The organism is Streptomyces sp. NPDC087300 (assembly GCF_044744425.1).
Classification (GTDB): Bacteria; Actinomycetota; Actinomycetes; order Streptomycetales; family Streptomycetaceae; genus Streptomyces.
Window position 1 is genome coordinate 378066 of sequence record NZ_JBIUYI010000005.1, and the last position, 18727, is coordinate 396792.

The 18727-nt window shown below is 68.9% G+C and carries 18 protein-coding genes and 5 pseudogenes; 15 read left to right on the forward strand and 8 right to left on the reverse strand.

All coding sequences use genetic code 11. The annotated features are described in order from the left end of the window. Nucleotides 1–56: 56 nt before the first annotated feature. Nucleotides 57–1046 (forward strand): LysR substrate-binding domain-containing protein, encoded by a 990-nt coding sequence (locus tag ACIO9J_RS21955; RefSeq protein WP_402001967.1) that lies wholly within the window; start codon nucleotides 57–59, stop codon nucleotides 1044–1046. Nucleotides 1047–1214: 168 nt separating this feature from the next. Further along, the gene (locus ACIO9J_RS21960) at nucleotides 1215–1481 is read left to right on the forward strand and encodes a GlsB/YeaQ/YmgE family stress response membrane protein (protein WP_402001969.1); all 267 of its coding nucleotides are present in this window, start codon (nucleotides 1215–1217) and stop codon (nucleotides 1479–1481) included. A 61-nt stretch (nucleotides 1482–1542) separates the two neighbouring features. Here ACIO9J_RS21960 and ACIO9J_RS21965 read toward each other — a convergent pair whose 3' ends face one another. Further along, nucleotides 1543–1773: a hypothetical protein gene (locus ACIO9J_RS21965; protein ID WP_402001972.1), complete on the reverse strand. Its 231-nt coding sequence runs from the start codon at nucleotides 1771–1773 to the stop codon at nucleotides 1543–1545. Between ACIO9J_RS21965 and ACIO9J_RS21970 the strand changes: the two genes are divergently transcribed. Then, nucleotides 1772–2338, forward strand: a complete 567-nt coding sequence (locus tag ACIO9J_RS21970; protein ID WP_402001975.1) for a tetratricopeptide repeat protein — start codon at nucleotides 1772–1774, stop codon at nucleotides 2336–2338. The genes ACIO9J_RS21965 and ACIO9J_RS21970 overlap by 2 nt on opposite strands. 46 nt (nucleotides 2339–2384) lie before the next feature. On the opposite strand, the gene ACIO9J_RS21975 is transcribed toward ACIO9J_RS21970, so the two are convergent. Together ACIO9J_RS21975 and ACIO9J_RS21980 are read right to left on the reverse strand one after the other, a co-directional pair. Then, nucleotides 2385–2621 carry a hypothetical protein gene (locus ACIO9J_RS21975; protein WP_402001978.1) on the reverse strand — a complete coding sequence of 79 codons (237 nt, stop codon included), beginning with the start codon at nucleotides 2619–2621 and terminating at the stop codon, nucleotides 2385–2387. Between the two features lie 74 nt (nucleotides 2622–2695). Continuing rightward, nucleotides 2696–3250, reverse strand: coding sequence for a TetR/AcrR family transcriptional regulator (locus tag ACIO9J_RS21980; protein ID WP_402001981.1), 555 nt, complete (start codon nucleotides 3248–3250; stop codon nucleotides 2696–2698). A 268-nt stretch (nucleotides 3251–3518) separates the two neighbouring features. Between ACIO9J_RS21980 and ACIO9J_RS21985 the strand changes: the two genes are divergently transcribed. Continuing rightward, the gene (locus ACIO9J_RS21985; protein ID WP_402001984.1) at nucleotides 3519–4700 is read left to right on the forward strand and encodes a 4-hydroxybenzoate 3-monooxygenase; all 1182 of its coding nucleotides are present in this window, start codon (nucleotides 3519–3521) and stop codon (nucleotides 4698–4700) included. 188 nt (nucleotides 4701–4888) lie between these two features. Here the strand turns inward: ACIO9J_RS21985 and ACIO9J_RS21990 are convergent, their stop codons facing one another. Together ACIO9J_RS21990 and ACIO9J_RS21995 are read right to left on the reverse strand one after the other, a co-directional pair. Beyond that, entirely contained in the window at nucleotides 4889–5470 is a 582-nt protein-coding gene (locus ACIO9J_RS21990) for a DUF3291 domain-containing protein (RefSeq protein WP_402001987.1), read from the reverse strand. A 69-nt stretch (nucleotides 5471–5539) separates the two neighbouring features. After that, a complete protein-coding gene (locus tag ACIO9J_RS21995) occupies nucleotides 5540–6001 on the reverse strand; it encodes a nuclear transport factor 2 family protein (RefSeq protein WP_402001990.1) in 462 nt (153 codons plus the stop codon). Nucleotides 6002–6258: 257 nt separating this feature from the next. Between ACIO9J_RS21995 and ACIO9J_RS22000 the strand changes: the two genes are divergently transcribed. Together ACIO9J_RS22000 and ACIO9J_RS22005 are read left to right on the forward strand one after the other, a co-directional pair. Then, entirely contained in the window at nucleotides 6259–6891 is a 633-nt protein-coding gene (locus ACIO9J_RS22000; RefSeq protein ID WP_402001992.1) for a TetR/AcrR family transcriptional regulator, read from the forward strand. 201 nt (nucleotides 6892–7092) lie between these two features. Beyond that, nucleotides 7093–7260 (forward strand): annotated as a pseudogene (locus ACIO9J_RS22005) (DNA-binding protein); the annotation flags it as partial. A 640-nt stretch (nucleotides 7261–7900) separates the two neighbouring features. On the opposite strand, the gene ACIO9J_RS22010 reads toward ACIO9J_RS22005, so the two are convergent. Next, a complete protein-coding gene (locus tag ACIO9J_RS22010) occupies nucleotides 7901–8437 on the reverse strand; it encodes a hypothetical protein (protein WP_402001995.1) in 537 nt (178 codons plus the stop codon). A 256-nt stretch (nucleotides 8438–8693) separates the two neighbouring features. Here ACIO9J_RS22010 and ACIO9J_RS22015 point away from each other — a divergent pair, with 256 nt between their 5' ends. The 7 genes and pseudogenes from ACIO9J_RS22015 (at nucleotide 8694) to ACIO9J_RS22045 (ending at nucleotide 13693) form a co-directional block, all read left to right on the forward strand. After that, nucleotides 8694–9095: a transposase gene (locus tag ACIO9J_RS22015; RefSeq protein WP_402001998.1), complete on the forward strand. Its 402-nt coding sequence runs from the start codon at nucleotides 8694–8696 to the stop codon at nucleotides 9093–9095. Between the two features lie 207 nt (nucleotides 9096–9302). Further along, a pseudogene (locus tag ACIO9J_RS22020) lies at nucleotides 9303–9686 on the forward strand (IS5/IS1182 family transposase); the annotation flags it as partial. A gap of 333 nt (nucleotides 9687–10019) precedes the next feature. Next, a complete protein-coding gene (coaD, locus tag ACIO9J_RS22025; RefSeq protein ID WP_402002001.1) occupies nucleotides 10020–10475 on the forward strand; it encodes a pantetheine-phosphate adenylyltransferase in 456 nt (151 codons plus the stop codon). A 339-nt stretch (nucleotides 10476–10814) separates the two neighbouring features. Next, a pseudogene (locus ACIO9J_RS22030) lies at nucleotides 10815–11129 on the forward strand (aspartate/glutamate racemase family protein); the annotation flags it as partial. Nucleotides 11130–11154: 25 nt separating this feature from the next. After that, nucleotides 11155–11367 (forward strand): annotated as a pseudogene (locus ACIO9J_RS22035) (membrane dipeptidase); the annotation flags it as partial. A gap of 626 nt (nucleotides 11368–11993) precedes the next feature. Then, nucleotides 11994–12242, forward strand: a pseudogene (locus ACIO9J_RS22040) (FAA hydrolase family protein); the annotation flags it as partial. Nucleotides 12243–12328: 86 nt separating this feature from the next. Then, the gene (locus ACIO9J_RS22045) at nucleotides 12329–13693 is read left to right on the forward strand and encodes a pyridoxal phosphate-dependent decarboxylase family protein (RefSeq protein ID WP_402002004.1); all 1365 of its coding nucleotides are present in this window, start codon (nucleotides 12329–12331) and stop codon (nucleotides 13691–13693) included. 211 nt (nucleotides 13694–13904) lie between these two features. Here ACIO9J_RS22045 and ACIO9J_RS22050 read toward each other — a convergent pair whose 3' ends face one another. Further along, nucleotides 13905–14870, reverse strand: a complete 966-nt coding sequence (locus tag ACIO9J_RS22050; RefSeq protein WP_402002006.1) for a pirin family protein — start codon at nucleotides 14868–14870, stop codon at nucleotides 13905–13907. A gap of 196 nt (nucleotides 14871–15066) precedes the next feature. On the opposite strand from ACIO9J_RS22050, the gene ACIO9J_RS22055 reads away from it, so the two are divergent. After that, the gene (locus ACIO9J_RS22055) at nucleotides 15067–15585 is read left to right on the forward strand and encodes a methanogen output domain 1-containing protein (RefSeq protein WP_402002009.1); all 519 of its coding nucleotides are present in this window, start codon (nucleotides 15067–15069) and stop codon (nucleotides 15583–15585) included. Next, complete coding sequence (locus tag ACIO9J_RS22060) at nucleotides 15582–16319, forward strand: hypothetical protein (RefSeq protein ID WP_402002012.1); 738 nt, start codon at nucleotides 15582–15584, stop codon at nucleotides 16317–16319. The genes ACIO9J_RS22055 and ACIO9J_RS22060 overlap by 4 nt, the downstream gene beginning before the upstream one ends. On the opposite strand, the gene ACIO9J_RS22065 is transcribed toward ACIO9J_RS22060, so the two are convergent. Further along, on the reverse strand, nucleotides 16291–18513 hold the full coding sequence (locus ACIO9J_RS22065) for a hypothetical protein (RefSeq protein ID WP_402002015.1): 2223 nt from the start codon (nucleotides 18511–18513) through the stop codon (nucleotides 16291–16293). The two genes, ACIO9J_RS22060 and ACIO9J_RS22065, sit on opposite strands and share 29 nt — an antisense overlap. Between the last annotated feature and the right edge of the window lie 214 nt (nucleotides 18514–18727).

An 18727-nucleotide genomic window follows, 5' to 3' on the forward strand; every position in this document is an offset into this window, starting at 1 on the left:
GGGGCGTCCACACGGCCGCAACGAACCCGTCGGCGTACCGGAAGGGACAGCTCGCGGTGAACCTCCTGGACGGCCGGCTGAAGTTCCGGCACCTGACACTGCTGGTCGCGATCGTCCAGCACGGCGGTGTGGCCAGGGCGGCGGAGTCGCTGCACCTGACGCAGCCCGCCGCCACGCGCACGCTGCGCGAGCTGGAGGCCATCGCGGACCTGCCGCTGTTCGTCCGCGAGCCGCGCGGGATGCGCCCGACGGTGTACGGGGAGGCGCTGGCCGGGCACGCGCGCGCGGTCATCACCGAGGTGCGTACGGCGGGCGAGCACTTGGAGGGGCTGCGCCAGGGCCACGAGGGCACGGTCACCGTGGGCACGCTGCTGGCCGGGGCCAACGTACTGCTGCCGCGCGCGGTGGCCCGGCTCAAGTCCGAGCGCCCGCGCCTGACGGTGGTGGTACGCGAGGGGACCCTCGACGTGCTCCATCCGGCCCTGCTGGCAGGGGAGTTGGACGTCATCGTCGGCCGGGTCGGCCCGGCGCCGAAGGAGGCCGAGCGACTGCACCAGCGGATGCTGTACCGGGAACGGATCATGCTGGCGGTACGGGCGGGCCACCCACTGCTGGCCGATCCGGCCGCGTCCCTGACCGGCGCACTGACCTACCCCTGGATCCTGCCGGTCGAACAGACGGCCCTGCGGCAGGAGTTGGGCGTCCTGTTCGTCGAACGGGGCCTGACGCTCCCGGCGGACCGGGTGGAGTGCACGTCGATCCTGACGATGCGGGCCCTGCTGCTCCAGACGGACATGGTGGCGCTGCTACCGGAACTGGTGCTGCGCGACGACGAACGCTTGGCGGCGCTCCCGGTGGAGCTGCCGTCGGTGGGGCGCACGGTGGGCACGACGGAGACGGCCCACCGCACCCGTACTCCCGCGCTCCGGGCACTGCTGCACCACCTGGACGAGGAGGCGGCGCTGTTGCGCGGGACGTTGAATCGGGGCGGCGGGCACGGTGTGGCTGTGATGCCTGCGAATGGGCATACCGGCGAGACCGGCTAGGCGCGGGGGAGGCCATCCGCCGGGCGGACCAGTAGAAGTAATCAGGACTTTAGTCCTGTGTATAGGTTTTGTGAGCGGATATCTGGATCTCGCCGGCCTTCTACAGGAGGCGGCCGGTATGCATCCAGGCGGAAAGACCGCCGGATTCTCGAAACCTCAGGAGACGTCGTGGGCATCATCGCCTGGATTCTGATCGGTCTTATCGCGGGCGCCATCGCCAAGGCGCTCATGCCCGGTAAAGACCCGGGCGGCTGCCTCGTCACGATGCTCCTGGGCATCGTCGGTGGTCTGCTCGGTGGCTGGCTCGGCAAGGTGATCTTCGGGGTGCATTCCATCAACGGGTTCTTCCACCTGTCGACGTGGATCGCCGCGATCGTCGGCTCGGTGATCGTGCTCATGATCTACCGCCTGGTGACCGGCCAGCGGTCGCGCTGACCGGCGCGGGGGTGGCGGCGCGGGGTTCGTGGAGCAGGCCTCGCGCGCTATGCCCCGCGCGCTACGCCCCAGGTCCCGAGAAGCGGAAGAGCTTGCCGGACCAGGCCGCGTACAGGTCGTCGCCGAGGGTCTGTGCCGACCAGGAGCCGGAGCCGCCGGTGGCCCGGTAGTGCCAGGCCTGCTCGCCGGTGTCGGCGTCGAAGGCGTACAGACCCTTCGTGCCCGGGGGGAGCCGGGTGGGCCTGCTCCAGAGCGTCCGCCTGCGCGAGCAGGCGCGGGCGATCGCCGTCATGGGCGCGGCGGAGCGTGCGCTCGGCTGCCTCCCGGAGGCCGCGGCCCACCTGAGCGAGGTCATGGGGCTCGCCGCCCGGCTCGACGACGACTGGCTCGCCGGGATGTCGAGCTGCCAGCTCGGTGCCCTGCACGACCAGCAGGGCCGGCCCGAGAAGGCGCTCACGCTCTATGGCACCTCCCTCGCGTTCGCCGAGAAGATCGGCTGCCCCAGAATGATCAGCAAGACGCTGTGCTTCACCGCCGAGGCCCACCTGGCGCTCGGCCGGTACGCCGAGGTCAAGGACTTGGCGCGGCGTGCGGCGGAGCTGGCCCGGGAGGTCGGCGACGTGCAACTGCGCGCGACCAGGCTGTCCCTGCTCGGCGCCGCGGAACACGGCCGCGGAGACCTGCCGCTGGCCATCACGCTCCAGCGCGAGGCCCTCGCCACGCTCACCGAGCACACCAGCAGGCCCCTGGAGATGGAGGCCCGCCGCCGCCTCGGACGTACGTACGCGGCGGCGGGCCATCCGGCCGAGGCTGAGCGGCAGTTCCACATCGCCAGGTCCCTGGCGGGTCCGGCGTAGCGGAACGGGTCCCCACCCGGGCGGTCTGCCGACGGGCTCGCGAGGATCAGCGCGGTGACCGCGCCGAGCACGGGAAGCGCCGTCGGCGTACGGAAGTGAGGGCCGCGAGCGTGACGCGCCACGGGACCGCGCCGGCCGCTCCGCGGTCGGTCATGCCGAGCTGGGCCGCCTCCTCGGCGCTCCAGGGGGCGAGGTGGATGAACAGGTGAGCGGCGCTGAACTCCGGGAGGCGTGGGGTCGCTTCACCGTCAGGGCGGGCCCCCGGACCGCGCGGTACGCCCATCGAACGAACACCCCTCTGCCCGCAGGGTGCTCCTCGTCACTGCGCCATAGCTTCGACAGGGCGGAGCCGCACACTCAGCGTGGAACGCCGAGGCCGTCGAGGACGATGCCCACGGCGCGGTCGAGGGCCTCGCCTTGGCTGAGGTCCGTGGCGTAGGCGAGGGCGCGCAGGAGGAGGGAGACGTCGGCGCCGGTGACGTCGGGGCGCGCGGCGCCCGCGGCCTGGGCGCGGTGGAGTGCGTCGTCCAGGGCCGCACGGAATGCGTCGGCCGCCTCGGTGACCGGCCGTGACAGGCCATGGCCGTCGTCGTCGTGCGGGGGCAGCAGATCCAGCAGGGTCATCTTCACCGGCCCGGCCGCCGCGAGGGTCCTCATCAAGGAGGCGAAGCCTTTGCGGGGGTCCTGGCTGTCGGCGAGCTTCCGCGCCTCGGCGGTCAGGTTCTCCAGGTAGCGGCACGCCGTGGCCTCGATGAGGTCCTGCTTGGTGGCGAAATTGCGGAAGACGGTGGCGATGCTGACCTCCGCCCGCCGCGCGACCTCGTCGGTGGACGCGGCGGCCCCCTTCTCGGCGAACACATGCTCGGCGGCCAGCAGGACCCTCTCCCTGTTGGCGGCTCCATCGCGGCGCATGACCTGACCCCTTTTACAAACGTAGTGAACACTACGTATGATGCGTAGTGAGTACTTCGCTTAAGGGTATGGGATCCCTCCCCGGTGCGCCAAAGGCCGGGGAGGTCCAGCGTCCGGCGGTCACCGCGTGCAGCGCGGACCCATGAGTGCGTCCCTCCCAGGTGAAGGCGCCCATCCGTCGCACCGCAGACCCCCAGAACCTCAGGTCGCCGGTGCGACGCAACGGACCTCTCCAAGGGACGGTAAGAGACACGAAGGGGCTTCAACCATGTCCATAACGGACGAGAACACCACTGTCGTCATCGTGGGTTCAGGTGTCGCCGGGCTCGCTCTCGGCAACTTCCTCCTGCGCGGCGGGATCGACTGCGTGGTGCTGGAGCGGCGGAGCCGCGAGTACGTCGAGCAGCGCCAGCGGGCGGGCGTCATCGACCCCAGAGCCGCGCGCATGTTCCGCGGGTGGGGCCTGGAGGACCGGGTCCTCGACGGCGCGCCCTTCGCGCCGGTGCTGAACTTCAGCCTCGACGGCGAGGCGCGGCCCTTCAAGTACGCCACCGACGACCACGTCGACGGACGCTTCTGTCCCCAACAGGTCCTCGTACGCAACCTCATCGACGTCTTCGTCAGCGACGGCGGCGACCTTCGCTTCGAAGCCGAAGACGTGGAACTGCACGACATCACCGGTCCCCGGCCGCGCGTGCGCTACCGCGACAGCACGGGCGTGACGCGGACCATCACCTGCGACTTCATCGCCGGCTGCGACGGGGACCACGGCGTCAGCCGGGCGAGCATCCCCGACGACGTCCTCACCCGCCACGCCCACGAGTACGGGTACGCCTGGCTGACCGTACTGGCCGACGCCCCCGCCAACCATCAGTCCATGATGGCGATCCACGACCGGGGATTCGCCGGCCAGTTCGCCCGCGGCCCGCAGGCCAGCCGCTTCTACCTCCAGTGCCCCCTGGACACAAATGTCGAGGAGTGGACGGACGACCGGATCTGGGCGGAGATCGAGGCACGCTTCGGCGAACCGGTCACCATGAAGGGCACCGTCACCAGCAAGACACTGGTACCGCTGCGCAGCGTGGTCCACGACCCGATGAGCTACGGCCGCCTGTATCTGCTCGGAGATGCCGCGCACATCGTGCCGCCCATGAGCGCCAAGGGCATGAACCTGGCCCTGCACGACGCCGACGTGTTCGCCACGGCGGTCCTGAAGCAGGTCAAGGAGCAGGACGCGGGCCCGCTGGCGGCGTACTCCGACACCTGCCTGAAGCACGTGTGGAACTACCAGGCGTACGCCGCGTGGTTCACCGACCTCATGCACGACGCCGGAGACGTCTCTTACCACGGTGAGTTCCGACGCCGCCTCGCACGCGCCGAGTTCGAACGCCTCTACGACTCCGACACCGCCAACCGACTCTTCGGCGAGTTCCTCACGGGCCTGAACTGAACCCCGTTGGACCTTCCACGGCTTGAGGTCGTCCTGCCCGCGCAAAGCCTCGTTGCGCGCCGTCGAAGCCACGCCGTGTGCCATGGAGTCGGGGGTCGTCACAGAGGGCCCGGTCCCAGCCCGGCTCACCTCACCGAACCGCGCGCCCATCAACTGTCATCTGGGTGTGGACGCCACCTCGCGTACGCTCAATTGCGTGTACGCGAGGCGGGATTGGGCACGTCGCTCCTCGGTTCGATGCCTTGGGGCGTGGTCGGTGTTCCTTCCGCATCGAACGAGTCCTTGAAGGTGAAGGCGTCCGGTGCGTAGCCGTTCTCGTGAAGGTGTTCCAGCCTGGTGACCCCGTCCTGCCAGGTGGGTGTCTTACCGTCCGCGACCCACCAGAACACATAACCCGGGTGTCCCGTCTTCTCGAACCAGTCGTAACGCCTTTTGAGTGCCGTACGGTGCGGACCGCTGTAGACGGCGTAGTAAGCGGATCGCAGGTCGGTCCAGAGTGAGAGGGTCGCTATCAGGGCGAGGGTTTCTTCAGTGCGGCCTTTCTCGTACCAGGCCGGAACAGTGAAATGCCCCCATTCGCCCCAGTCGTAGTCGAACAGTGTGCCTTGGCTGCCGTCTGCCGGTAGCGCCTGAGCGATGAATCCAGGGTCCTGGTGGAAGTCCTGGTAAATCTCCGCACCATGTGCATGGAACTCCCGTGTAAGACGTTCTTCGGGATCGTTCATGGGTGACTTCAGGGTGCCGAATGTGTACAGAGCGAGTTGGGGCATACGTCCCTCACTGGCTGAAGGGCCTGGTTGTGGTCGTAGCAATACGTCCTGACGGTGCGATCAGGCCCGCTACGTAACGGGTATGGTCACCACCGAGGCGTCGCCGTTGTCCCAGATTCCTCGGATCTGACGCCTGGTGATTTTCCAGCCTTCGTCCGTTCGGCGGAGGTTGTCGTCGTAGTGGCCACCGAGGATGTACTGCCCGCTGCCGCTCGCTTGTGCGCGCACATGCTGAGCGATGAAGGTGGCATGCGTGGAGGCGGTGTCGGATTCGACGGCGATTTGAAGGTTTCCCACGAGGTGCTGGGTGACGTCAAGGGGCGCAAGAAATGCCTTGGTCCCTGCGATGATCGCCTCACGGCCATCGACGTCGGCGTTCATGTAGTCGCCCACGGCTTCCGGGGCGTAGCAGGTCGCGAGCAGGTCCCAGTCGCGGGAATCCATGGCGCGAGCGACGGTGTAGATCAACTCGGTGATGGCGGCACGGTCATGGAGCTCTCGGACGGGGCCGGATTCTGTGGCTGCAGTCATGGTGGTTATTCCTTCGAAGAGGGTGTGGGACGGGGTGGCCCGGGGCGAACTCCGCCTCGCCACCCGGGGCGCGCACCCGGCGTCCGCCCGGAACTCAGCGACGATGCGGTTGTTCCAACCGGCGACGGTAAGGGCCCTGGCTCCGTTGGTGGTTGTGGGCGGTCCAGCATGGCGCTCCCTTCGCTATCCGGAGCATCTGCTCCTCAACGTAACACAAAGCGGAGCGCATGCTCCGCATAAGGGGGTATGCTGGCCACATGGCAGTAGCTGGATCAGAAGGCACAACCCGGCGCCGCGCTCCGCGCGCGGACGCGGCCCTCAACCGGGAATCGATCATCGAGGCCGCGTCCCAGGTGCTGGCCGAGCAGGGCACCGCGGTGGACGTACGCGAAATCGCCCGCCGCAGCGGAGTGGGCATGGGCACCCTCTACCGGCACTTCCCGAAGAAGGAAGACCTCGTCCGCACGGTCCTGCACCAGGACTTCTCGAAGTGGGCGGAATCCGCGCGCGAGGCGGCGATCGACGCCAAGGACCCCTGGGCGGCGCTGACCGACTTCTACGAGCAGGCTCTGACCGGGTACGCACGGCACAGCGCGATCATGGAAAATTTCGCGCTGACCTGGTCGGATTCCGAACTGGAAGGCATCCATCAACTTCGCCTCGTAGTCGAGGAACTGTGCACCCGCGCCGCGGACTCGCTGCGCCCCGGTGTGACCACCGACGATCTATTGCTACTGCTGGTCTCACTGGGCCACGCCGTCCAGGTCACCGACAAGCGCGACTCGCACATGTGGAACAGGCTGCTGCGCATCTCCCTCGACGGTCTGCGCGCCGATGGCTGCGAACCACTTCCCACCGACGCCTCACCGAACACCCGCCGCCCGCTGTAGGGCTGTCTGCGGATGGGGACCGACCCCATCCGGCCCGGACATTTGGCCGTCCTGCGAGCTGACGTCATGTCACCCGCGACACGCTGAAGTGGAACTCCGCCACAGCTGTCCTGACCTGCGGTTGGGCGGGCGCACCCCAGCGCGGGGCCGAGCACGAGCCGCTGAGCGAGGCCGAAGTCCGCGCTGCGCACCGCGAATTGCCTCACCGCGGTGCAGCTGCCGAGCGACGCCGGCGGCCTGCACAGCCACAAGTACGCCATCGACGCACTCGTCGCCGCGATGGTGCCCCGCTTCCCGGCACCCGTCCTCGTACCGACCTCGGACCACGACGAGTGGTCGAAACCGTACGGCGACCGCGTACAGATCAGAGCATCCGTACAGCCCCAACACCCCGGCTACGCTCCCCGCATGGACCAAGGGATCTTGACCGTCATCGGCGTCATAGCCGGTTCCGCTGGCGCCATCACCGCCGCCACCATCACCGCCCGCGGCGCGCGCCGTCACCAGGCCCACACCCAGCGCCGCGACAAACGCCGCGACGCCTACGCCACGTTCCTCGCCGCCGCCCACGACTTCGACGCCTCCGCCTACCCTCACGGAGCGAACGGATTCTTCTCCGCCCCCGGAGAAGAGAAATACGGGCCGGACTGGCAGATGCAGCTGTCGGACGCCTACCGCAAACTCGCCGGCGCGTACCCTCTGATCCGCCTCGAAGGCCCCGACGAGGTCATGAACGCGGCACAGGAGGTCATGAACAGGGCGCTGACGCTGCGAATGAACGTCAACGACCTCGGCGATCCGGAACGGCGCACCGGCCCCTCAGGCGACGAGCTGAACAAGCTCGGGCTGGCCACGGAGGAGTTCCTCGTCCAGGCCCGCAAGGCCCTCGAACCCTAGGGCCCGGCACCGGCGGCAGCTCGTACGCCAGATACACGTCTGATCCTCATGCCCGGCATGCTGACGAGGATCCGGTCGAGTAGCTGCCGCTGCTCTGGAGTGGCACGTCTTTTCAGACCGTGCCGTCGTCGTCCAATACCTGTTGGGCGTGTTCGGTGAACGTGTTGATGAGGTCATTCAGCTGGACCACCATGTGGTGCGCTTCGAATTCGAGCCTGTCGACCTGGTTTCGGAGGGCGTCGTCCTTGCAGTGGACCCAGATCGCCGCGCCTTGGCTCGTGAGCTTCATGGAGCAGTCGTACACATCGGACGCGGCCTCCTGCACGCTTCGTGGCCCGGCGAGATTCACTGTTAGCCACGCTGCGAGAACGCCTCGCATGTGGCTCTGGGCTTCGCGAAGGAACTCCTCGTCGAGGGTCGGCCTGCCATACATTTCCTCAAGGCCGAAGAACATGGGGAGCGCATGATCGCGAAGAGCCCCGGCCGCGCTGATGAACGCCTTGTACGCCTCCTCTCTGGGGCTGTGTCTGAGGCGCCGGTGCTCCGCTCTGGCTGTGATCCTGGCCTGCTCCCGCGTGGCCCAGCCGGTGGCTATGCCGGCCAGGATCGTTCCGATCCCGCCTGCCAACGCCCCGAGTACTGCTGCCAAGCCTGCATCCACAGGAAGAGTGTGGCGCCGTAGCGGCCCTGACGGGGGAGGAATCGGAGCGGGGGCGGCGGGGTGACGAAGTGGGCCGGCCTGCGCTACGGCGAGGATTCAGGCCGATGGCGTCCTGCGCGATGCCTTGACGGCTCGCGCGAAGAGGGTGAGCGCCTAATGGGTACGTCATCGCACCTAGTGGCAGCGGTGATCGGCTCGCAGTCCGTGAATGTCGCCGCCACCGTCCCGCGCTCCACGTCCGGCTATGACGCCGAAAAAGGGCGCCGGGGCGGAATCGGCACATCATCGTGGACCTCAAGGGCCTCCCCTGTTCGTGATGGTCACTCCGGCTGACAGGCACGACGGCGTTGCGGCGCGTGAAGCGCTCTTCCGGCCGCGGCTGGTGCACCCCGAAATCACCATCCTCTGGGCTGACTTGGCCTACGCGGGCACATTCGTCGCCTGGGCCAAGTCCTTCCTCCACCTGACGATCAAGACTGTGAGCAGGCCGAAGGCTGCCAGGGGCTTCGTGATTTTCCCGAGGCGCTGGGTGGTGGAGAGCTCACCGGCGTGGCTGCTGCATGCGCGTCGCAACGTGCGCGACTACGAGATCGGGGGCCGAGCACTCCGAAGTGATGCTCACGCTCGCCGCGGATCACGCTCATGACCCGCCGGATTACCCAACCCCCATCCACCCGACCCTCATCCACCCAACCCCCATCCACCCAACCCCCATCCACCCAACAGCCGCAATTCCCAAGCCCTCTTCGGTAGCGCCGGCGCTGTGATCACAGTCCACCTGCCCGCTAGGGCGTGTCCGATGGGTCGTGTGACGCTGCTGCTGGGGACTCGTTGCGTGGGGCATGGATGGGGCATGGAGCAGGGAGATCTTTCGGATAAAGAGTGGGCCCTGCTGGAGCCGCAGTTGCCAAGGAATCGCGGGCGGGGTGGATGTTGGCAGACCGACGCCGACGCCGAGGGCCGGATCGCCTGGAGCATGGTCAGCGCCGATTCCACGACCTGCCGCGCTCATCAGCATGCGGCTGGCGCTTCCACCCGCGCCCCGAAGATCCCGGGACGGCGCAAGAGCCCGGCGCGTCACCACCCGGATGAGGCCCTGGGACGCTCGCGAGGTGGCCTCGTAAGCAAGATCCACCTTGTTGGAGAGGACGGGCGCCGCCCGCTCGGGTTCGTGATCACGCCTGGGCAGTGGGGAGATGCACCCCAGATGATCCCCGTGCTGGAAGAGGTCCGTGTGACCCGGCGGCATGCCGAACTCCGCCGCGCCCACGCCGACATCCTCGGCAACGGCGGCGATGTACCAGGGCAGTTCTGAAGACTGCCGCGCTCAGACTTCCCTACGTTGTTGCACGGGATAGGGCGACCCTCCTGTACCCGCGCGGGCAGTTCGTGGTCTACAGCTGGCCCTCATGGGAGCCGTTCCACCCGGAGAACGGGCACCGCTATACCCGCGAGGGCGTGCTGGCGTGCGTCCATCCATCCGGACAAGATCGGTCTGGATCCCTATCTTGGTGGTCGGCTGCCCTGGCACTTTCCTACCGGGGACGGACGCTTGTTACCCTCTCTGATCATGCGAGCCCTCTTCCCAGGATCCTTCGACCCGGTCACTCAAGGGCACCAGGACATACTCCGGCGCGCTGCCCTCCTGTTCGACGAGGTCGTCGTGTGCGTGATGTTCAATCCGAACAAGACCGGCCGCCTCCTCATCACGGAACGGCTGGAGCGGCTCCGCGCGGCAGCGACTGGCTTGACTAACGTCACGGTCGACTCCCACACCGGCGGCCTGCTGGTCGACTACTGCCGCCGTGTCGGAATCGACGTCGTCATCCGCGGAGTCCGCGGCGTTGCCGACCTCGACTACGAAATGCCGATGGCCCGCATGAATCGCGAGCTGGCCGGCATCGAAACGTTCTTTATCGCTGCCGACCCCGCACTGGCCCACATCTCCTCCACCCTGGCCACCGCGATGAGTGAACAGAATCGCGAGCTTCTTCCAGCAGGTGGGGGCGGCAGTGAGGGTTCCTGAGAGCACGTGAGAGGCCGAGGAGGTCAGCGCTGCCGAGCCGGAGCATGATCCCCTCGTGGAGTCGGCCCCAGACAGCCGCTACAAGCGGAGCACTTGTTTTTGGTCTGCGGGACGAACTCACGCGCGACGAAGCGGCCCATGATCTCCTCAACGTCGTTGATACCTGAGAGGCCGTTCTTCTTGACCGCTCCCATGATCGCGTCTTCGCCCGAACTGACGCATGTTCGCCCCGCTCTGGGAATTCTCGGCGGGATGGGCCCGATGGCCACGGCCGACTTCTACCGCAGGCTCATCTCACGTACCCCTGCCGACTCCGACCAAGGGCATCTGCCGGTGCTGATGTGGGCCGACCCGGCGGTCCCGGACCGGACCGCAGCGCTGCTGGGCCGGGGCCCTTCGCCTGTGCCGGCTGTTGTGACGCGGGTGGGGATCCTCTCCACACGGGGGACGCGATCGGCCGGCCTGTACGAGCGTGCCGGTGCCCGGATGGGTATCGACGTGCTCCAGGTTTCCGGCCGTATCCAGAGCGCGTACGTCGATCCGGCGATCCGCGCGGTCAAGGCCGGAGCCGATGGTGCCGTGCCGGAGCAGCAGATCGCCTCGGCTGCCGTGGCGCTCAAAGAGGCGGGTGCGCAGGTCGTGATCGCCGCGTGCACGGAGATCCTTCGGGCTCGGCTCGGACTTCGTCCGCGAGGTCATGAACGACGTCATCCCGCCCTGCTGCGAGAACCTCGACGACGAGGACCCCATGTTCGACTTCCCCGGCCTGGAAGGCCCGTCTGGGATGCCGCTGGTCACCGAAGCACTTCTCCGCAGGGGGCTCGCCGAGGACGACATCCTCAGGATCCTCGGCGGGAACACGCAGCGCGTCCTGAGTAAGGACATGGGCTGACCTCCACCCGTTCGCGATCTCGACCGGCCGGTTCATGGGCAGCGGCTCTGGCTTGACTTCCGTTGGGCGTTCATGCTGAGCGACAACTGCGATTTCCTGAGCGCTCTTGGGAGTCGCCCGCCCGAACACGAGTTGGGGCCAGGGCCGTTGGTCCGACGGTTCGGGGACACGGGAAGGACCGTGTGCCGGCTGCAGCAGTGGCTACCGCTGGCCGGGAATGTTGGGCATCCATGTGCGAGGAGGAAGTGCCGATGCCGCTCCGCCGTCCGCGCCCTGCGATGCGGGGTCCCCGGTCGCGCAGCGATCGGAGACCTCTCCACGCGCGGCTCCACGGACCGTGCTCTCTCGGCCGTAACGCAATTGTGTGAGATGGAGGCGCCTGCGCCGCATGGCGAAGGGTGGACACCACCCGTACGACTCGCGGGACTTGCGCGGATCCTCGCAGTCGATGACTTCGGCAGCATTCCGGCGACCCCTCTCTATGTCGAGTACGCATCGCGCTGACCGCTGGAACGTGTAGGCGGCGAGGTGCCGACGGCTGGAGCCGAACCGGCTTGTCGGCGTCCCCTCCGCCGGCTCTTCGCTCAGCCGTACCTAGGAGTCTCACCATGCCTGAGTAACGCCGCATCCTCTTCGACGGTGCCGCCGTCCAGGTCACCGCCGACGGCGACGAACTGGTCGCCGGAGACGGCCGCCGCGTCAGGATGGAGGACGCCCAGCATCTGCCGCCGGTCGGCCAAGGCGATTGCAGTCCATCTCAATCACACAGCCGGGTGGACGAGTTCGGGATCAATCTTTCGGCCACTCCCACCTACTTCCACAAGCCGACCTCCTCCCTCAATTCCCACAAGGGTGCGATCGTCCCTCCCCAAGGGCGGCGACCGGGAGTTCCCCGGCATCCGCCCGCCCGAGCGCCGAGCCCGAACCGCACCGACTCGCGAGATCACCGAGGAGCGTCGACATGGATCTGACCAAGTGGCTGGCCGAGGCGGTCGCGTCGAACGCCGACTGGGCGAAGACCTTCGGCCCCTTCGAGCAGCACCCGGCACTGGCCGTCGACGACAGCCGGTTCGGCGCCGCGTTCCAGGTCTTCACCGAGCGGCTGAAGGACAACTACCCCTTCGGCCATCCTCGCTACGCCGGCCAGATGCTCAAGCCGCCGCACCCGGCAGCCGTGGTCGGCTATCTGACCGCGATGCTGATCAACCCCAACAACCACGCCCTGGACGGCGGACCGGCCACCGCCGCGATGGAGCGCGAGGTGGTCCAGCAGCTCGCCACGATGTTCGGCTACGGCGCCCACCTGGGGCACCTGACCACCAGCGGCACCATAGCCAACCTCGAATCTCTCTTCGTCGCCCGCGAACTGCACCCGGACAAGGGCGTCGCCTACAGCACCGAGGCGCATTACACGCACGGCCGCATGTGCGGCGTCCTCGGGATGGAGGGCTTCCCCGTCCCCACCGACGACCTCGGCCGCATGGACCTCGACGCGCTGGAGGAGCTGCTGCGCGGCGGCAAGGTCGGCACGGTCGTCCTCACCGCCGGTACCACCGGACTCGGCGCCATCGAGCCGGTCCACGAAGCGCTGGAACTGCGCGAGCGCTACGGCGTGCGCATCCACGTCGACGCCGCCTACGGCGGATTCTTCATCCTGCTGGCAGGTACGGACGGCCCCGAGGGCCTGCCCGCGGACCCCTGGCAGGCCGTCTCCCAGGCCGACTCCATCGTGGTGGACCCGCACAAGCACGGTCTGCAACCCTACGGCTGCGGCGCCGTCCTCTTCCGCGACCCCTCCGTCGGCCGGTTCTTCCTGCACGACTCGCCGTACACCTACTTCACCTCCGACGAACTGCACCTGGGCGAGATCAGCCTGGAGTGCTCGCGGGCGGGTGCGGCGGCTGCCGCGCTGTGGCTCACGTTCCAACTGCTGCCGCCCACGCGCAAGGGGCTGGGCCAGGCGCTGGCGGCCGGCCGGCGCGCGGCGGTGCGCTGGGCGGAACTGATCGAGCGCTCCGAGTACCTGGAGCTCTACCAGCCCCCGCAGCTCGACATCGTCAGCTACTTCCCGGTCACCGCAGGGCGCACCCTCTCGCAGATCGACGCGGCCAGCGACCGCATCCTGCAGGAAGGGATGACCGACAGCCAGGACCCGGTCTTCCTCAGCACCCTCCGTGTCGGCGCCGAGCGCTTCACCGCCCGACACCCGGAGATCACCGCGGACGCCGACGACGCGCGCATCCTGCGCAGCGTGCTGATGAAGCCCGAATCCGAGTCCTACGTCGAGCACCTGCACCAGCGCCTGGAGCAGCTCGCCCGTTCATGAACACCTCCCGGCGCCACCGGCTCGCTGCGGCCCCGCACAGCGGTGAATCCGTACCGGGCGCTCGGCCAGGTCATCCCGTGACGGCCACGCGGCGGGCGACATAGGTCTTGGTCGCCGGATCCAGCCGCATCCTCAGGCTCCTCCCCGGGGGGCTGCCCATACGTCAGCTCTGGCCCGCCACCCGGCTCAGTCACTCACCCATATCCCCAGCTCACCGCACCCGCCCCCGTGGCTTCAACGGCGCGGAGGGTAGGGAGGGCGCAGCCAGCGGCCCCCCGTCGTAGCCCTTCACCTCACCGAATCGGCCCCCCGTCATCCAGTCCGTCCGCGCCTGCTCGATCTCCTCCTGCGTACGGCCCACGAAGTTCCACCACATGATCAATTCCTCGTCGAACGGCTCGCCGCCGAGGAGCATGACGGCGGCGTTGGAGGCCGCGCGCAGGGGGAGTTCGGTGCGGCCGCAGCCGAGGTAGAGCATGGAGCCGGGGAGGACGGGGACGCCGTCGACGTGGACCTCGCCGGACATGGCGAGCACGCCGTATTCGAAGTCGGGGTTCAGGGGGAGTCGCGCCTCGGTGGACGCGGTGAGCGTGATGTCGGCGCCGACGATCGGGGTGTACGCCGTGCCGGGTGACTCCGTGCCGTCGAGTGAGCCGAGGATGACCGTCGCGTCGAGGCCCGCGGCGGTGACCTTCGGGAGTTCGGCGTGGTGCTCGAACTTGGGGTCGGTGTGCCGGTGCTCGTCCGGCAGCGCGACCCACAGCTGCGCGCCGTGCAGGAAGCGGGCGTGGGACTTGGGGCTCTCCTCCGAGTGGGAGATCGCCCGGCCCGACGTCATCAGGCCGAGCTCGCGGGGGCGGATGGTCTGCAGGCTCCCCGTGGAGTCGCGGTGCAGCACCTCGCCCTCGTGCAGCCAGCTGACGGTCTGCAGACCCATGTGCGGATGCGGCGGCACCTGCATGCCGGGCTCGTCGGCGATGTCGTCGGGGCCGTACTGGTCGACGAAGGCCCAGGCGCCGATCATGCGGCGGCCCAGGTTCGGCAGGAGCCTGCGTACTTCGGTGGACTCGCCGAGCTGGACCCGGCGAGGGCTGAGGAGTTCGCGCACGGGCTCGGCGACGACGAACCCGCGTCCGCCGCACAGCGAGGGGACTGCCTGACGGTCAAGGTTGCTCATGCCGCTCAACCTAGCCTGCGACAAGGCCGCCACGGCAGACGCATACCGGCGTACGGGCGGTGACTCGCCAAGTCGGCCCACAAGGGGGCGGGATGGGAGGAAACCGGTCGACATCTCGCGTCACATTGAGCAATCCTGTAGTCACACAAGGCGAGCACCCCGGGTCCGGGGTGCTCGCACGAGGGGGGGGGCTCCAGTGGAACCGTCCGAAGCAGTCATCGCTCTCGACCGCGACGTGTTCATGCGGAGCCTGATCCGGGAGCTCGCCCGCGTCCTGGAGGACGTGGTCGGCCTGGAGGAAGCGGCGGGGTACGTCAGCCTGGTCAGCCAGACGCTCGGGGGCGACATCAACGGGCAGTACACCAAGGCGCTTTCGGTCGACCGGCTCGACCGCGCCCAGGTCGCCCAGGTCATGGTCGACCTCAAGAGACGCCTCGGTGGCGACTTCTTCGTCGTCGAGGAGAACGAGCGGCGCATCGTCCTGGGCAACCGGGTCTGCCCGTTCGGCGAGAAGGTCATGGGCCGCCCCTCGATGTGCATGATGACGTCGAACATCTTCGGGACCATCGCCGCGGAGAACCTCGGCTACGCCAGGGTGGAGCTGGAGAAGACCATCGCCCGCTGGGACGTGGGCTGCCGGGTCGTCGTCCATCTGCGTCCACCCTGCGAATCGGAACAGCACACCGGGCGTGAGTACTACGGCGACATGCCGTGATCCGCGAGGACAAGCTCGCTCTGTTCCGGAGGATCACCGCCCTGTTCACCGAGCCCGTGCTGCTCGTCGCCGCCGACGCGGAGGTGCTCGCCGCGAACCCGTCGGCGGTTCGGCTGCTGCCCGGAGTCGAGGACGGCAAGCCGCTGAGCGGACTCGTCTCCGAATCGGCCGACGACGTCGACCGGTGCGTACGACAGTGGCTGCGCATCGGTCATCCGACGCCCGCGGGCCTCACCCTGCACGGCTTCGACGGCATGCGGCTGCGCTGCCGCTGCTTCGGGGCGCGGGCCCAGTGGCTGCCCGTCCCGACCGTCCAGATGCGCGCCGTCCGCATCGACCCGGGAGACCGCTTCGTCACCCTCAAGGACCGCGTCAGCGCCCTCGAACGAGAGCGCACGATCCGCTTCCGCGCCACCGAGGACCGCAACGTGCTCACCACCTCGCTGACCGCCGCCCAGAGCAGGCTGGACCGGCTGCACGCGCTCATCGTCGCGCTCGCCACGGCAGGGACGGCGGACGGCGTGATCCGGGCGGTCGCCGAGCACGCGGCCGCCGCGCTCGGCTGCGCGGAGGTCGAGCTGCACCTCACCGAGCCGGCCCCCGTGCCCACCCGGCTGCACGTGCCCGTGCCCCCGCACGCCACCCTGGTGCTGACGGCACGGCAACTGCCGCCGCCGGAGCACCTGGAGTCGGTGACGACGCTGATCAGCGGCGCGCTGACCGCTCGGTGTTGAGCGCGTCGACCGCGCCGAGCGCATCACCGATCGTCGCGAAGTCGACCGCGACGAAGTTCACCGGGCGTCCGCGTTCCGCCTCGCAGCGGCGCACCCGGTCGAGGATGAACTGACGCGTGTTGACCACGGCGGCGTCGAGGCGGCTGCCGCCCGCGTCGGTGATGAAGTGGTTGAGCAGGAAGAGCCGCTTGTCGTCGCCGCCCCGGTGCGGGACGCAGGACATCTCCGCGGGCTTCTTGAACGCGAACGGCGTCTCCATGCCGTACCGGTAGAAGTTGCGGTACCAGGGGGCGGGACCGTCGGCCTGCTCGGCGAAGACCACCAGCCGCCGGTCGGAACGCACCATCTGACCGAGCGTCGGCCACGGCTTCGCCGGGTCGGGGTCCGGAGTGAAGAGCAGATGGTCCAGGCCCGCCTCGTGGAAGGCGTCCCGGGTCCGCTCCCCGGTGATGGCGTCCTGGACGACCAGGGTGACGACTTCACCGGGATGGTCGTCGAGCCAGCCGCCGATCTGCCGCAACGTCTCCACCAGGCCGATCGCGCCCGCCCTGCACACCGCGTGGCACAGCCACAGTCCGGGGCGCGGCGGGTTGGCCCTGGCGACCAGATCGGTGATCTGCTCCTTCATCTCCGCGGAGATGTCGGCCTCCTGGAGACGCTCGGTGATCTCTTCGGGCGTCTCCCAGGTGTAGGTGTCGATCAGCAGCCCCCGGGCCCCCGCGTTGAGCTGGGCGACGATGTCGGGGTCGTGCAGCGGCCCGATGAAGCGGTCCTCCGTCGTCGACATGGAGTTGTGCGTGGCGAGATAGGCGACCTCGTCGTACCGCTTGTCGCACAGTGCCGCCGAGCCCAGGCACAGGTCCTTGGCGTCCTTGCCCGCCACGGCGGGGGCCAGCACGGAACCGGCGAGCGCCACGGCCACCGCGAGTCCGCCCGCGGCCGCCGCGACCCCGGTGCGCCGCCGGGTCGACCAGCCCTCCGTGCGCCGCGCCGCGAACCGGTCGTACAGCAGCGTGCCGCCGATCAGGAGCAGCCCCGCGAGGAACGGCACGGCGGCGGTGATCAGCCCGACCGCGCCCAGACCGTCGGCCGCGGTGTGCTGAAGATCGTCGACAAGTCGATTCAGGGACGGTGGCCAGTCCGGCGCGGGCTCCGCCATGAGGTCGTCCGCCGCGCCGCGGGCCAGCAGGCAGACGGCCGCGGTCAGCGCCCCGCCGACCGCGAGCGTCCAGCCGACCGTACGCAGCCGTGCCGTCCTGGTCCCGGGACCCGTGAACGCCAGCAGGGCCGTCGCGGCGAGGCCGAGCAGCAGCGCGACGGGCTGCACCACGCCGAGGACGAGACGGGTGAAGGACCTGGCCGCCTTGACCGAGCCCAGGTCGACGCCCGCCGCCTCCAGGTCGGGCACGATCTGCCAGCGGCCGCCGTCGGTGATCGAGGCCAGATCTGCGCTGCCGCGCCCGGACCGCTCACCGAGCAGATGCGGACCGACCGCGGCAAGCGCGGTCGCCACGTCGCCGGTCGCGAGCGCCGCCTCCACCTGCGGGCGCAGGGACGGGCGTACGGACTCGGGCAGGGCGTCGACCAGTGTGTCGGCGGCCGACTTCGCCGCACTCTCGTCGAGGTGCAGCTCGGGCAGCGAGTCGGGACGGCGGCCCGCCGCGATGTCCTCCATGGCCCCGGAGAGGCCCTGCACGAACGCGGGGAAGTCGGGCGCGGGCTTGCCCTGGACCGAGGCGACCAGATCGCCGAGGTAGATCTCGGCGAAGCTGCCGATGTTCGTCAGGACCGGCTTGACGTCGACGGTGAGCCCGAGCGTCGCCTCCTCGCCCCGCATGTACGCGACGACATGGCCGATCTGCTCGTCGACCAGGGTGCGCAGGGTCGCGGGCGGCAGCACGTTCTTCAGGTTCGAGGTGATCTGCGCGGGCGGCACCGGGATCCTGCCGAGCAGATCGCGCATGGCACGCCCGGACGCGGGGTCGACGAGGACCTCGTCGTACAGCCGCTCGTAGGAGTTCTGCTCGTCGAGCACGTCCTGGTAGAACGCCCTGCTCAGGAGCGTGCTGCGGGCGGCACCCGCCAGCGCGAGGACCAGCACGCTCAGCACCGCGACGACGCAGGCGACGGCCCGCGTCCAGCGCGGCAGCCCGCCGCCGGTCCGCTTCACGGAACCCTCGTGCGCATCGGCCACACCGCGATCATCTTTCATCCCGTGCCGCCGGGTGGGACCCGGGGGGCCATTGGGGTCACCCAGGCGCATGGATCTCGCCACGGTCCCGGGTGCGAAAGCCCACACGCAGCGGGGTTGTACGGGTGTCGGGTGCGGTGACTAGGGTGCCGGGGATGTCTCACGTCACCGGATTTCCCGCAAACAACGTAAGACGCGGAATCGAATCCCTGGGTTG

Excerpts from the sequence above, each read along its gene's own strand:
- ACIO9J_RS21995 (WP_402001990.1), bottom strand. The coding sequence starts at position 6,001 with ATGACTGCAGCCACAGAATCCGGCCCCGTCCGAGAGCTCCATGACCGT.
- ACIO9J_RS21985 (WP_402001984.1), top strand. The coding sequence starts at position 3,519 with ATGTCCATAACGGACGAGAACACCACTGTCGTCATCGTGGGTTCAGGT.
- ACIO9J_RS21970 (WP_402001975.1), top strand. The coding sequence starts at position 1,772 with ATGGGCGCGGCGGAGCGTGCGCTCGGCTGCCTCCCGGAGGCCGCGGCC.
- ACIO9J_RS22045 (WP_402002004.1), top strand. The coding sequence starts at position 12,329 with ATGGATCTGACCAAGTGGCTGGCCGAGGCGGTCGCGTCGAACGCCGAC.
- ACIO9J_RS21975 (WP_402001978.1), bottom strand. The coding sequence starts at position 2,621 with ATGGGCGTACCGCGCGGTCCGGGGGCCCGCCCTGACGGTGAAGCGACC.
- ACIO9J_RS22015 (WP_402001998.1), top strand. The coding sequence starts at position 8,694 with ATGACGCCGAAAAAGGGCGCCGGGGCGGAATCGGCACATCATCGTGGA.
- ACIO9J_RS21965 (WP_402001972.1), bottom strand. The coding sequence starts at position 1,773 with ATGACGGCGATCGCCCGCGCCTGCTCGCGCAGGCGGACGCTCTGGAGC.
- ACIO9J_RS21990 (WP_402001987.1), bottom strand. The coding sequence starts at position 5,470 with ATGCCCCAACTCGCTCTGTACACATTCGGCACCCTGAAGTCACCCATG.
- ACIO9J_RS22000 (WP_402001992.1), top strand. The coding sequence starts at position 6,259 with ATGGCAGTAGCTGGATCAGAAGGCACAACCCGGCGCCGCGCTCCGCGC.
- ACIO9J_RS21980 (WP_402001981.1), bottom strand. The coding sequence starts at position 3,250 with ATGCGCCGCGATGGAGCCGCCAACAGGGAGAGGGTCCTGCTGGCCGCC.
- coaD (WP_402002001.1), top strand. The coding sequence starts at position 10,020 with ATGCGAGCCCTCTTCCCAGGATCCTTCGACCCGGTCACTCAAGGGCAC.
- ACIO9J_RS22050 (WP_402002006.1), bottom strand. The coding sequence starts at position 14,870 with ATGAGCAACCTTGACCGTCAGGCAGTCCCCTCGCTGTGCGGCGGACGC.